Source organism: Terrabacter sp. Root85 (genome assembly GCF_001429185.1).
Lineage (GTDB): Bacteria > Actinomycetota > Actinomycetes > Actinomycetales > Dermatophilaceae > Terrabacter.
Window position 1 is genome coordinate 1298004 of the sequence record NZ_LMIW01000001.1, and the last position, 13019, is coordinate 1311022.

The 13019-nt window shown below is 73.5% G+C and carries 9 protein-coding genes; all 9 read left to right on the forward strand.

Annotated elements, in window-relative coordinates; genetic code table 11:
• Positions 1-6: 6 nt before the first annotated feature.
• The 9 genes from ASE25_RS06040 (at position 7) to cobA (ending at position 12996) form a co-directional block, all read left to right on the forward strand.
• On the forward strand, positions 7-3168 hold the full coding sequence (locus ASE25_RS06040) for a multicopper oxidase domain-containing protein (protein ID WP_056823584.1): 3162 nt from the start codon (positions 7-9) through the stop codon (positions 3166-3168).
• 68 nt (positions 3169-3236) lie between these two features.
• Entirely contained in the window at positions 3237-3761 is a 525-nt protein-coding gene (locus tag ASE25_RS06045) for a hypothetical protein (RefSeq protein WP_056823587.1), read from the forward strand.
• Positions 3761-5707, forward strand: a complete 1947-nt coding sequence (locus tag ASE25_RS06050) for a copper resistance protein CopC (RefSeq protein ID WP_056823589.1) — start codon at positions 3761-3763, stop codon at positions 5705-5707. Before ASE25_RS06045 ends, ASE25_RS06050 begins: the two co-directional genes overlap by 1 nt.
• A gap of 147 nt (positions 5708-5854) precedes the next feature.
• Complete coding sequence (locus ASE25_RS23405) at positions 5855-6811, forward strand: lytic transglycosylase domain-containing protein (protein ID WP_235508553.1); 957 nt, start codon at positions 5855-5857, stop codon at positions 6809-6811.
• A 168-nt stretch (positions 6812-6979) separates the two neighbouring features.
• Positions 6980-8704 carry a nitrite/sulfite reductase gene (locus tag ASE25_RS06060; RefSeq protein ID WP_056823597.1) on the forward strand — a complete coding sequence of 575 codons (1725 nt, stop codon included), beginning with the start codon at positions 6980-6982 and terminating at the stop codon, positions 8702-8704.
• Positions 8701-9450, forward strand: coding sequence for a phosphoadenylyl-sulfate reductase (locus ASE25_RS06065; RefSeq protein ID WP_056823600.1), 750 nt, complete (start codon positions 8701-8703; stop codon positions 9448-9450). The genes ASE25_RS06060 and ASE25_RS06065 overlap by 4 nt, the downstream gene beginning before the upstream one ends.
• On the forward strand, positions 9447-10409 hold the full coding sequence (cysD, locus tag ASE25_RS06070) for a sulfate adenylyltransferase subunit CysD (RefSeq protein ID WP_082622708.1): 963 nt from the start codon (positions 9447-9449) through the stop codon (positions 10407-10409). Before ASE25_RS06065 ends, cysD begins: the two co-directional genes overlap by 4 nt.
• Complete coding sequence (locus tag ASE25_RS06075) at positions 10409-11785, forward strand: sulfate adenylyltransferase subunit 1 (protein ID WP_056823603.1); 1377 nt, start codon at positions 10409-10411, stop codon at positions 11783-11785. Before cysD ends, ASE25_RS06075 begins: the two co-directional genes overlap by 1 nt.
• Positions 11773-12996, forward strand: coding sequence for a uroporphyrinogen-III C-methyltransferase (cobA, locus tag ASE25_RS06080; RefSeq protein WP_056823606.1), 1224 nt, complete (start codon positions 11773-11775; stop codon positions 12994-12996). Before ASE25_RS06075 ends, cobA begins: the two co-directional genes overlap by 13 nt.
• Positions 12997-13019 lie beyond the last annotated feature (23 nt).

A 13019-nucleotide genomic window follows, 5' to 3' on the forward strand; every position in this document is an offset into this window, starting at 1 on the left:
ACAACGATGACCTCTCGACCCAGCCTCCGGCACCGCCTCGGCGTCTCCGCCGTCGCCGCCGCGCTCGCGACCGTCCCCTTCGCCGCCGCGACTGCGTATGCCGTCTCGCCGGCCTCCGTGGCCACGTCGGCCTCCGCGGTCACCTCCTCCGTCGCCCCGGCTGTCGCACCCGCGGTTGCGCCGGCGGCACCGGTCGGCAAGCTGACTCCGAACACGCCCGGCTGCACCGTCACGCCGGCGTCCGCGCCTGACCCGGAGATCGTCGCGTGCGACCTCTGGGCCAAGCCCGGCACGAACCAGGTTCTCGGACAACCGATCCCGATCTGGGGCTACTCGACGACCTCGGCCGGGGCGGCCACCGCGCCCGGCCCGGCCATCATCGCCCGCCAGGGCGACCGCGTCGTGCTGACGCTGCACAACGGCCTCGACGAGCCGACCTCGCTCGCGCTGCCCGGGCAGCCCGCGGCGTCCATCACCGAGGGGCTGCCCACGGCGGCCGCGACGACCGGCATCGCGCCGGGCGCCACCGCGCGCTACGTCTTCACCGCAGGCCGGCCCGGCACGTTCCTCTACGAGGCCGGCCACACCTCGGGCGGAGCCCGTCAGGTGGCGATGGGTCTTGCCGGTGCGCTCGTCGTCCTCGGCGACGGCACGGCATACGGCCAGGCGTACAACGACGAGGCGGTGCTCGTGCTCAGCGAGATCGACCCCGCCCTCAACGCGCACCCGACGACCTTCGACATGCGCGAGTTCCACCCGGCCTACCGGCTCATCAACGGCAAGCCCTTCCCGTCGAGCGACCCCGTGCCGACCGACCAGGGCCACACCGTGCTCCTGCGCTACGTCAACGTCGGGTCCGAGCTGCACTCGATGAGCACCCTCGGCGCCGACCAGGTCGTCCTGTCGCACGACGGGCACGGCCTCGCGTTCCCGGAGCCGTCCGTCGTCGTGCCGGTCGACCCCGGCGTCAGCGTCGATGCGCTCGTCACCGTGCCCACCGGACCCGAGTCGAAGGTCGCGGTCTACGAGTCCTCGGCCCGGCTCGACAACGCGGGCCAGACCACGGCCGACCCGCTGGCGGTGGCGTTCGGCGGCATGATGACCTTCCTCGACACGAACGCGCTTGCACCCTCGACCGACGGAGTGGGCCCGGTCTCGACAGCGATCTCCGCGACCCCGAACCCGACGGACGCCACCGGCCCCGTCACCGTCACCGCGACCGTGAGTGACGCGACCACAGGTCACGGCACCGTCAGCCAGGCCGAGTTCGTCGTCGACGACGCGGTCACCGTCGGCGTCGGCAGCGGCGTCCCGATGACCGGGACCTGGGGGGTCGAGACCACCACGGTCAGTGGCGCGATCCCGGCCGTGGCGACCGCAGCGGACTGTGTTGCGCCCGTGCCTCCCGTCGACCTGCACTGCCTGACGTCGACGAAGCACACGGTGTTCGTGCGCGGTCTCGACGCCGCCGGCAACTGGGGCGTCGTCGGGTCGGTGATCCTCAACGTCGCCAAGTCCGGCCCGCAGACCGTCGCACTCTCGGTGAGCCCGTCGCCCGCCAGCGGCAAGGGCACCGTCACGGTCAACGCGACCGGTGACGACACCGCTGCCGGAGGCACGATCACCGGAGCCGAGTACTTCCTCGGTGCGGCCGCCGGCGCCAACGGCACCGGCCACGCGATGACCCTCAACCGGGTCGCGACGAAGGTCGCCGAGACCGGGACCATCCCGGCCGCGGACGTCCTCGCGCTCGGCGAGGGGACCGCGAAGGTGTGGGTCCACAGCCGCAACTCCCAGAACATCTGGGGCCCGGCCGTGCCCGTCGACCTCACCGTCGACCTCACAGCGCCGGCCGTCAACGCCGCCACCGTCGGCCCCAACCCGACCAACGCGGTGCTCAGCTCGAAGTCCTACCCCGGCTACCTCGTGATCTCTGCCGAGCTGCAGGACCGCGACGCCGGCAACGGGCTCCAGAGCTCGGTGCTCGCCGGCGAGGCCTTCGTCGACCCGACGAGCACGACCCCGACGTTCGGCAAGGGACTCAGCCTCATCGCCGTCGACGGTGCGTTCGACTCGCCGACGGAGCAGGTCTACGGCCTCATCCCGCTGACCCAGGTCAAGGCGATGACACCGGGCGAGCACCAGGTCTACGTGCACGGCAAGGACGCCGCCGGCAACTGGGGCAGCCTCACCGCGAGCAACGCCCTCGTGCGGCTCTTCGTCGACAGGACGGCACCGGTCCTCGGGGCCGCGTCGGCCTCGCCGAACCCGACCAACGGCTCGGCCACGGTCACGCTCTCCGCGCCGGTGACGGAGGCCCCGGTCCCGACCTACGTCGGGCCGCGCTTCCAGGGCGCCGAGTTCTGGATCGGCACGACCGACCCCGGTGCCGGCAAGGCGACGCGGGTCCAGGTGACCGACTCGGGCACGGGTGTCACGGCGGCGATCCCGCTGACCGGCATCCAGCCGGGCACGGTCCAGTTCAACCTCCGCGTCCAGGACGCGGCGGGCAGCTGGAGCAACGCGTCCGCGGTCACGGTCCAGGTGACCCGGCCCAACGCGATCTTCAGCGACACGTTCAACAGCGGCAACCTGCTCGCCTGGTTCGGGCGGAGCGGGGCAGTCTCGACAAGCCTGGCTGCCGGCATACCGTTCGGCACCGGCAGCTACGGCATGGTCGCGACCGGCTCGGCCACCCCGGCGTACGTCACCGACACCACGCCGTCGGCCGAGACGACCTACCGCGCGCAGTTCTCCTTCAACGCCAACACGCTCTCGTCGGGCACCAGCACGACGGCCTGGCTGACGGTGTTCGAGGGGCGCAGCGCCACGGGTCAGTCGTTCGCGGTGCAGTACCACCGCGTCGGCACGGGGGCGGTGACGCTCCGCACCGTGATGAACCGCGCGGCGTTCGGCGCCACGACGAGCCCGGCGCTCAGCCTGGCCTCCGGCGCCCACACGATCCGCATCGACTGGGTGCAGGGGACGGGCGGGTCGCTGACCCTCCGCGTCGACGGCACCCTGCGTGACACGCGGAGCGGCAACAACACCGGTACGGCCCTGCAGATCGAGACGGCTCGTCTCGGGGTCATCGCCGGCACCACGTCGACCACGGCGGGCACGGCCTGGTTCGACAGCTTCGTCTCGACCCGGAACAGCATCCCCTGATCCGGTCCCACCTCGTGCCGGGGTCACCTGCCCGTGACCCCGGCCGGCAGCATCGGAGGGCAGTCCGAATGAGCACCACCACAGCAGTTCCGCCGGTCCAGCCGGCCGGTCCCACCGGACCCTCCGCCCCGTCCACCCGGACGGGTCGGCAGGGTCGGGCCAGGGTCGCGCTCGCCGTCGTCGCCGTCCTCGTCGTCGCGGTCCTCGGTCTCCTCGGGGCCCGTGCGCTGCGAGGCGGCGACGACCCGGGGCGACCGGTCCCGCACTCCGACGCGATGGAGACGGCCCTCGGCGTCCGCATCTCTCGCGTCGCGGTCGTCGGCGACGGTGGCCTCGTCACCGTCAGCTACGTCGTCCTCGACGTCGACAAGGCGAGCCGCTTCCAGGCCGACGTCAAGCACCCGCCGGTGCTGCGCAGCGAGGCCCGCGACGGCTCGACGAACCGCGTCTCGGTCATGCGGCAGGGGCACATCAACCGCGCGGGCGCGACGTACTACTTCGTCTACCAGAACACCGGGGGCGCGCTCCGCGCCGGTGAGGACGTGACGATCGAGTACGGCGGCCTCCGCCTCGAGCACGTTCCGGTGCTCTGATGAGCCTGCTGGGACTGCGACGGGCCCTGCTGGCCCTCGCGGTGACGCTCGGCTCGGCCCTGCTCGTCGCGCTCGGCGCGGGCCCGGCCTCGGCGCACGCCTACCTCGCGTCGAGCAACCCGCCCGACGGGGCCAGCCTCGCGGCCGCCCCGCGCACCATCGAGCTGCGCTTCACCGAGCACGTCGTCCTCGCCTCGACCGAGATCATCGTCACCGAGCCGGACGGCCACCGCGTGGCTCCGACGGCGATGACGCTCGTCGAGAGCGACGAGGACCAGGAGGCCCCGGCGACCGTCGTGGCCACGATCCCCGCGCTCGGCGTCGGCGCCTACCACGTGTCCTGGCGGACCCTGTCGAGCGACGACCTCCACGAGTCCGCGGGCATCTTCGCCTTCGGCGTGCAGAGCGAGGTGCAGGCGGCCGGTCCGAGCGAGACGAACCCGGACCTCTTCGAGCTCGTCGGCCGGTGGGCCGTCCTCGCGGGGATCGGGGCCGGGCTCGGCGCCGTCGTCGTCGGGCGCCTGCTGCGCCGCGTGCCGGAGGCGACGAGCGGTATGCCGCGGGCCTGGCTGCGCCGTCAGGCGTTCCGTCTCCTCGTCGTCGGGGCGACGGCCGCCCTGGCCGTCGCGCTCGTCGACCTCGTCCGCTTCGGCGCCGGGGCCTTCACCCCCGGCTACGTGCTGCGGTGGGGGCTGCGCGAGGCGGCCCTGCTCGGAGCGGCGCTCGCCCTCCGACCCGACCGGCCGGCATCGGGCAGGGTGTCGCGCGACGTCGCAGCCACGGCCGCGCTCGTCGGCGCCGGCCTGCTCACCGTGAGCATCGGTCACTTCGGCGTCCGCGGCGGCCCGACGTGGGTCGTCACCTCGACCGCGCACCTCGTCGCCGCCCTCCTGTGGGCGGGCTCGGTGGCCGCCCTCGCGCTGCTCGGCGTGCGCGCCGCGCGGCTGGGACTCTCCCGTGCGGACGTCCGCGGGATCCTGCGGGGCTTCCGCACTCCCGCGACGGTCTCGGTCGTCGTCGTCGCCGTCACCGGCGTCTACCTCGCGAGCGACGTCGTCGTCTCGGTCGATGCCGTGCTGCTCACCACCTACGGTCGCGTCCTGCTGGCCAAGGTCGCCCTGGCCGGTCTCGTCGGGCTCGTCGCCCTCGCGACCACCCGCGCCCTGCACCCTCGGGGGTTGCAGGACGGTCGGGTCCGCCGGCGGCTCATCGCGGCGGAGGCCCTGGGGCTGCTCGTCGTCGCCGCCCTCGGTGGTCTCCTCGCCACGGGGCAGCCCGCCGTCTCGCCGCGCCTCGTCAGCGCGCAGGCGCCGAGCGTCATCGACGACCGGCCGGTCGCCGACCTCCAGCAGACCCTCGCCCTGCGGCCGAACCGTCCCGGCGCCAGCGTGGCCCTCATCGACGTGCTCGACACCCGTCGGCCGTCCCCCGGGCCCGTCACGGGTGTCTCCGTCACGGTCCGAGGCGGTTCGTCCGGTGGCGTCGAGGCTCGTCCCGCCGCGGCCGAGGCCCCGGTGACGGCGACCGCCGTGACGCCGTCGCGCTGGTCGGCGGCGCTCGAGCTGCCGGCCGGTGGACCGGTCGACGTCGACGTCGTCGTGCACCGGCGCGGTCTCGACGACGTGCGCAGCACCGTGCACTGGGTGGTCGGCCCGAGCGCCTCCGACCCGGCCCCGGTCGTGTCGCGGGCGCCCATCTCGGGGCTGCTGGCCTCGGCGTCCGCCGCGCTCGCCGTGGCCGCCGTGATCGGGGCCGCCTGGCTGCTCTGGAGGCGCCGCCGCCGTCCGGCTCCGGCACCGGGTCGTACGCGCGCGGTGGCCGAGCGCGGGGGCGCCCGGCCCGCGGCGTCCGCTGCCCGGCCCGCGGCGTCCGCCGTCCCCGGCAGCACCGACTCGGCTCAGGACGAGACCGGCACTGTCACCCCACGATCCGCCGCGAGTCGGTGACGGCCGTGGAGCCCTCCCGTCGCGACGAGTCGGGCCGGAGGGCAGGATGGCCCGTGGTCCTGTGGGACTCGGCGTTCGTTGCCGCAGTCGAGGATTTCGCGCTGTACTGGTGAGTGGGCGGCCACGCGCCCGAGGAAGGACAGGGACATGTCAGGGGCGACCAGGCGACGACTGACCGCGGCACGAGCCGTGGCCGCCTCCGTCGTCGTGGCGACGGCCCTGGTCGGGTCCGCAGCGCGGGCCGTGGCCGACACCGCGCCGGCCGTGCCGACCCCGACCCCGGCGCCCTTGCTCTCACCGCTGGTCCCGGGAGGCGCTGCGGCCACGGCCAGCAGTGATGGCTCGACGCCACCGGCGCCGCCGCTCTTCGACAGCGGGTTCGGCTCTGTCGCAGGCGATCTCGTGCTGCCCGTCTTCGACGAGATCCGCGTCGCGGCTGCGGCCCTCGCGCAGGAGGCGCCTCCGGTCGTCGCCGCGACCCTCGAGCCGGGGGGCGGGTCGAGCGCCAACCCCACACCGTGGCGACCCAAGGCGGTCATCAAGATCCCCGTCGTCGTCACCGTGCCGCCCAAGGGCACCACGCGGCCGACCGCACGCACCAAGGACGAGATCATCTGGGCGGCATACGCCTCCGCCGCGGAGCGGCAGCGTGCCTGCCACATCCCCGTCATGCTGCTCGCCGCCATCGGCGAGGTGGAGTCGTCCTCGCTCCGTGGCCGGACGCTCGACGCGTCGCACGACGCCGTCCCGCCGGTCCGGGGTCCGGCGCTCTCCGGTGGCTCCTTCTCGGCGATCCGCGACACCGACGGAGGCCGCTACGACGGCGACCCGGTCTGGGACCGCGCCGTCGGCCCGATGCAGTTCATCCCCGGCACGTGGCGCATCTGGGGCGCCGACGGCAACGCCGACGGCGTCAAGGACCCGCAGAACATCGAGGACGCGGCGCTCGCGGCCGCGAACTACCTCTGCGCCGGTGGCCGCGACCTCTCGCGCCCGGCCGACCTCACGGCGGCGGTGCTCTCCTACAACCACTCGCAGGCGTATCTCTCGACGGTGGTCGGCATCGTCCAGGCCGTCGACTCCGGCCAGCTCGCCGGCCCCTGACCGCGCCACCCCTCCAACCGTCGAAAGGCCACGAACCGGGACCCGGTCCGTGGCCTTTCGACGGTTGACAGGCCGCGAGGTGCCCGGCATTCCCACTGGTTGGGTGGGAAAGGGCCGCACTCTGGACCCGTTTGGGCAGAGATAAGTGCTGGTTATACATTCGATTACATGACCGTCACCGACTCCGCGACCGGCACGGCCCCGGTGCGCCCCGGCACCCGCCCGCCCCGCGCCGGCCGCTCCAACGGGCAGTGGAAGGTCGACGGCACCGAGCCGCTCAACGCCAACGAGACCTGGAAGCAGGAGGACGGCGGGCTCAACGTCCGCGAGCGGATCGAGCAGATCTACTCGCGCGAGGGCTTCGCGTCGATCCCGCCCCAGGACCTCTCGGGGCGCTTCCGCTGGTGGGGTCTCTACACGCAGCGCCGCCCCGGCATCGACGGCGGCCGCACCGCTCAGCTCGACGACACCGAGCTGTCCGACGAGTACTTCATGCTCCGCGTCCGCCTCGACGGCGGCGCGATCAGCCTCGCCCAGCTGCGCGTCCTCGCGGAGATCAGCCACGAGTTCGCCCGCGGCACCGCCGACATCAGCGACCGGCAGAACATCCAGTACCACTGGATTCGCGTCGAGGACGTCCCCGAGATCTGGCGGCGCCTCGAGGCCGTCGGTCTCCAGACGACCGAGGCGTGCGGCGACACCCCGCGTGTCATCCTCGGCAGCCCGCTCGCCGGGGTGGCGCAGGACGAGATCATCGACCCGACGCCCGTCATCGACGAGATCCTCGACCGCTACATCGGCGACCCGGAGCTCGCCAACCTGCCGCGCAAGTTCAAGTCGGCCATCACCGGCCACCCGAGCCTCGACGTCGTGCACGAGATCAACGACATCTCCCTCGTCGGGGTCGTCCACCCCGAGCTCGGCGCCGGCTACGACCTCTGGGTCGGCGGTGGCCTCTCGACGAGCCCCCGCCTCGCCGAGCGGGTCGGGGTCTTCGTGCGGCCCGAGGAGGCGGCCGAGGTCTGGCACGGGGTCATCCGGATCTTCCGCGACTACGGCTACCGCCGGCTGCGCAACAAGGCCCGCCTCAAGTTCCTCCTCGCCGAGTGGGGTCCCGAGAAGTTCCGCCAGGTGCTCCAGGACGAGTACCTCGAGCGCGAGCTCCCCGACGGCCCGCCGCCGGCGCCCGCCAGCGGCCCCGGCGACCACGTCGGCGTGCACCTGCAGAAGGACGGCAAGCGCTACATCGGCGCGGCGCCGACCGTCGGTCGCATCAGCGGCGACGTGCTCACCGGGCTCGCCGACCTCATGGAGCACGTCGGCTCCGACCGGCTGCGCCTGACCCCGCACCAGAAGCTCGTCGTCCTCGACGTCCCGGGCCGCCTCGTCCGGGGCGCCGTCACCCGCCTCGAGAAGCTCGGCCTCAGCACCGCGCCGAGTCCCTTCCGGCGACACACGATGGCGTGCACCGGCATCGAGTTCTGCAAGCTCGCCATCGTCGAGACCAAGGCGACGGCGGCGACGACGATCGCCGCGCTCGAGCAGCGTCTCGCTGACGTCACCGAGCAGCTCGACACCCCGATCAGCCTCAACGTCAACGGCTGCCCGAACTCGTGCGCCCGCATCCAGGTCGCCGACATCGGCCTCAAGGGCCAGCTCGTGACGATCGACGGTGAGCAGGTGCCCGGCTTCCAGGTGCACCTCGGCGGCGGCCTCGCCTCCGTCGACCGCGACGAGGCCGGCCTCGGACGCACCGTCCGCGGCCTCAAGGTGACGGCCGACGACCTGCCCGACTACGTCGAGCGCGTCGTGCGGACCTTCCTCGACCAGCGCGAGTCCGGCGAGAGCTTCTCGTCGTGGACCCGCCGCGCAGACGAAGGAGCACTCCTGTGACCGCAGTTCCCCTCGCGACGCCCAAGGTCCCGCGCAAGCGGCGCAGCGATGCCGAGCTCAAGGCGATCGTCGACGACTTCAACGCCACCCTCGGCGCCGACCCCGAGCGCGAGCCGACCGCCGACGAGGTCGCGGCGTGGGCCGCCTTCCACTTCGACGGCACCCTCGCGGTGGCCTGCTCGATGGCCGACGCCGTGCTGCCCCACGTCGTCTCGCGCTTCGCGCCGGGCGTCGACGTCCTCTTCCTCGAGACCGGCTACCACTTCTCCGACACGATCGTCACCCGCGACATCGTCGCCGAGGACCTGCCGATCACACTCGTCAACGTCATGCCCGAGCTGACCGTCGCCGAGCAGGACGAGGAGTACGGCGCTCGCCTCTACGAGCGCGACCCGGCACTGTGCTGCCAGATGCGCAAGGTCGAGCCGCTCGCGCGGACCCTGCCGCTCTACGAGGCATGGGTCACCGGAGTCCGCCGCGAGGAGGGCCCGACCCGGGCCGACACCCCCCTCGTGACGTGGGACGCCAAGAACGGCCTCGTCAAGATCAACCCGCTCGCGGCGTGGACCTTCGACGAGCTGCTCGCGTATGCCGGTGAGCACCAGGTCGAGGTCAACTCCCTCCTCTCCGACGGCTACCCCTCGATCGGCTGCGAGCCGTGCACCCGCCGGGTCGAGCCCGGCGAGGACCCCCGGGCCGGCCGCTGGGCCGGCTTCTCCAAGACCGAGTGCGGACTCCACACATGACGACGACCACCCCTCTGGACGCGGCCCCGGCCGCCCCTGCCGGTGACCCGGGCGACTCCGACGACCGCCGCCTCACCCACGTCGACACCCTCGAGGCCGAGGCGATCCTCGTCATCCGCGAGATGGCGGGCGAGCTCGAGCGTCCGGCGCTGCTCTTCAGCGGCGGCAAGGACTCCGTCGTCATGCTCCACCTCGCGACTAAGGCCTTCTGGCCGGCGCCGATCCCCTTCCCGGTGCTGCACGTCGACACGGGCCACAACTTCCCCGAGGTCCTCGCCTACCGCGACGAGACCGTCGAGCGCCTCGGCCTGCGGCTCGTCGTCGCGAGCGTGCAGGACTACATCGACGACGGCCGGCTGCGCGAGCGCGCCGACGGCACCCGCAACCCGCTCCAGACGTTGCCGCTGCTCGACGCCATCAACGACCACCGTTTCGACGGTGTCTTCGGCGGTGGGCGACGCGACGAGGAGAAGGCGCGCGCCAAGGAGCGCATCGTCAGCCTCCGCGACGAGTTCGGCCAGTGGGACCCGAAGAACCAGCGGCCCGAGCTGTGGAACCTCTTCAACCCCAGGCACCGACCGGGCGAGCACGTGCGCGTCTTCCCGATCAGCAACTGGACCGAGGTCGACATCTGGCGCTACATCGACCGCGAGCACATCCCGCTCGCGCCGCTCTACTACGCCCACGAGCGCGAGGTCTTCCAGCGTGACGGCATGTGGCTCGCTGTCGGCCCGGTGAGCCAGCCGCGCGACGACGAGCCCGTCGAGACGCGCCTCGTGCGCTACCGCACCGTCGGCGACATGTCGTGCACCGGGGCCGTCGAGTCCCCGGCGCGCACGAACGCCGAGATCGTCGTCGAGGTGGCCGCCTCGACCCTGACCGAGCGCGGCGCCACGCGCGCCGACGACCGGATCTCCGAGGCCGCCATGGAGGACCGCAAGAAGGAGGGTTACTTCTAGTGACCGCCCCCACCCAGACCACGCCGGTCCTCGACCCGGCCGCCGTTGCCGGTGCCGCCCGCGGCACCCTGCTCCGGCTCGCCACGGCCGGTTCGGTCGACGACGGCAAGTCGACCCTCGTCGGTCGCCTCCTCCACGACACGAAGTCGGTGCTCTCCGACCAGCTCGCCGCCGTCGAGCGCGTCTCCCGCGACCGTGGCCTGACCGCCGCCGACCTCGCGCTGCTCACCGACGGCCTCCGCGCCGAGCGCGAGCAGGGCATCACCATCGACGTCGCCTACCGCTACTTCGCGACGGCGAACCGCTCGTTCGTCCTCGCCGACTGCCCCGGTCACGTGCAGTACACGCGCAACACCGTCACCGGCAGCTCGACGGCCGACGTCGTGGTGCTCCTCGTCGACGCGCGCAAGGGCGTCCTCGAGCAGACCCGCCGCCACCTCGCCGTGACCGCGCTGCTCCGGGTGCCGCACGTCGTCGTCGCCGTCAACAAGATCGACCTCGTCGACTTCTCGCAGGAGGTCTACGACCGCGTCGAGTCCGAGGTGCAGGCCGTGGCCCGCGAGCTCGGCGTCGTCGACGCCATCGCCATCCCGGTCAGCGCCCTCGACGGCGACAACGTCGCCGAGCGCTCGCCGCGCACGCCCTGGTACGCCGGCCCGAGCCTCCTCGAGCTCCTCGAGGCGCTCCCGCCGTCGGACGACCCGGGGGGCGAGTCCTTCCGACTGCCGGTCCAGCTCGTCATCCGCCCCCAGGGCGCGGCCCGTGACGAGGCGCACCGCGACTACCGGGGGTATGCCGGCCAGGTGGCCTCGGGCGTCGTGCGCGTCGGTGACGAGGTGGTGGCCCTCCCCTCCGGCCGCCGCACGACCGTCGCCGGCATCGACCTCGGTGACCGTGAGCTCCAGGAGGCCTTTGCGCCGCAGTCGGTGACGCTCCGGCTCACCGACGAGATCGACATCTCGCGCGGCGACGTCATCGCCGCGGCCGCCGACGCCCCGGAGCCGACGCAGGACATCAAGGCCGTCGTCTGCTGGCTCGGCGACGCGCCGCTGCGCCCGGCCCAGCGCCTGCTGCTCAAGCACGGTTCGCGCACGGTGCAGACCGCCGTGCGCTCCCTCGACGGGGCCCTCGACCTCGACGACCTCCACACGGTCCCGGCGGAAGCCCTGTCGCTCAACGACATCGGCCTCGTGACCCTCCGTCTCGCCGCGCCCGTCCCGGTCGAGAACTACTCGACCTCGCGCCGCGGTGGCTCGTTCCTGCTCATCGACGCGCACGACGGGCGCACCGTCGCCGCCGGCATGGTGGGCGCGACCCTGCCCACCGCCGCCGACGCCCCGACCGAGCCCGAGGGTGACGAGGAATGGGAGATCTGAAACCGGCCCTGCCGGTCGTCCTCGACCTGACCGGTCGGCTCGTCGTCGCCGTCGGCGGGGGCCCGGTGTCCGCGCGCCGGGTCCGCGCCTTCCTCGACGAAGGCGCCGTCGTGCGGGTCGTCGCCCCGTGGCTCTGCGAGGACCTGCGCGATCTGGCCGACGCCGGCCGCGTCGAGTGGCTCGAGCGCGACTACGCCGGCCCCGCCGACCTCGACGGCGCGTGGTTCGCCCACACGGCGACGGGCGAGCCGTCCGTCGACCGCGAGGTCGCCGCGGACGCCGAGGCCCTGCGCGTCTGGTGCGTCGACTCCACGGACGCCGCCGGCACGACCGCGAGCGTCGCCGCCCGCGCCGACGTGACGACCCCCGACGGCCGCGTCACCGTGGCTGCGTATGCCGCCGGCGACCCCGGTCTCGCCGTGACGATCCGCGACGGCGTCGAGCGGGCGCTCGTCTCGGGCACCCTCGACCTGCGCCGCACCCGCACGCACGGCCGTCGCGGCTGGGTGGCGCTCGTCGGCGGCGGGCCGGGCGTCGACGGCCTCCTCACGACCCGCGGTCACGAGCTGCTCGCCTCGGCCGACGTCGTCGTCGTCGACCGGCTCGCGCCCCGCGCCGTCGTCGACCGGCTGCCTGCGTCGGTGCGCGTCATCGACGTCGGCAAGACCCCGGGCAACCACCCGGTGCCGCAGTCGCGCATCAACGACATCCTCGTCGAGGAGGCCCAGCGCGGCCTCGGCGTCGTGCGCCTCAAGGGCGGTGACCCCTACGTCCTCGGCCGCGGCGGCGAGGAGCGCGACGCCTGCGAGGCACACGGCATACGGGTCGAGGTGGTGCCCGGCGTGACGAGCGCTGTCAGCGTGCCCGCGGCGGCCGGCATACCCGTGACCCACCGCGGCGTCGCGCGCGGCTTCACGGTCGTCACGGGCCACGAGGACATCCCGGTGCTCCCGACGGGCGGCGACCACACGCTCGTCCTGCTCATGGGTGTCACCCAGCTCGCCCGCACGACCGAGCTGCTCGCCCGGCACGGCCGGTCGGCCGACTGCCCCGTCGCGGTCGTCGAGCGCGGCTTCGGGCCCGACCAGCGCACCACGGTCGGCACGGTCGGCACCATCGCCGAGCTCGCCCGCGAGCGTGGCGTGCGGTCCCCCGCAGTCGTCGTCGTGGGCGACGTCGTGCGCCTCGGCCCCGACTGGCAGCAGCGCTGACCTCTGAGCCGTACGCCGGCTGC

Excerpts from the sequence above, each read along its gene's own strand:
- cysD (WP_082622708.1), top strand. The coding sequence starts at position 9,447 with ATGACGACGACCACCCCTCTGGACGCGGCCCCGGCCGCCCCTGCCGGT.
- cobA (WP_056823606.1), top strand. The coding sequence starts at position 11,773 with ATGGGAGATCTGAAACCGGCCCTGCCGGTCGTCCTCGACCTGACCGGT.
- ASE25_RS06050 (WP_056823589.1), top strand. The coding sequence starts at position 3,761 with ATGAGCCTGCTGGGACTGCGACGGGCCCTGCTGGCCCTCGCGGTGACG.
- ASE25_RS06060 (WP_056823597.1), top strand. The coding sequence starts at position 6,980 with ATGACCGTCACCGACTCCGCGACCGGCACGGCCCCGGTGCGCCCCGGC.
- ASE25_RS23405 (WP_235508553.1), top strand. The coding sequence starts at position 5,855 with ATGTCAGGGGCGACCAGGCGACGACTGACCGCGGCACGAGCCGTGGCC.
- ASE25_RS06040 (WP_056823584.1), top strand. The coding sequence starts at position 7 with ATGACCTCTCGACCCAGCCTCCGGCACCGCCTCGGCGTCTCCGCCGTC.
- ASE25_RS06045 (WP_056823587.1), top strand. The coding sequence starts at position 3,237 with ATGAGCACCACCACAGCAGTTCCGCCGGTCCAGCCGGCCGGTCCCACC.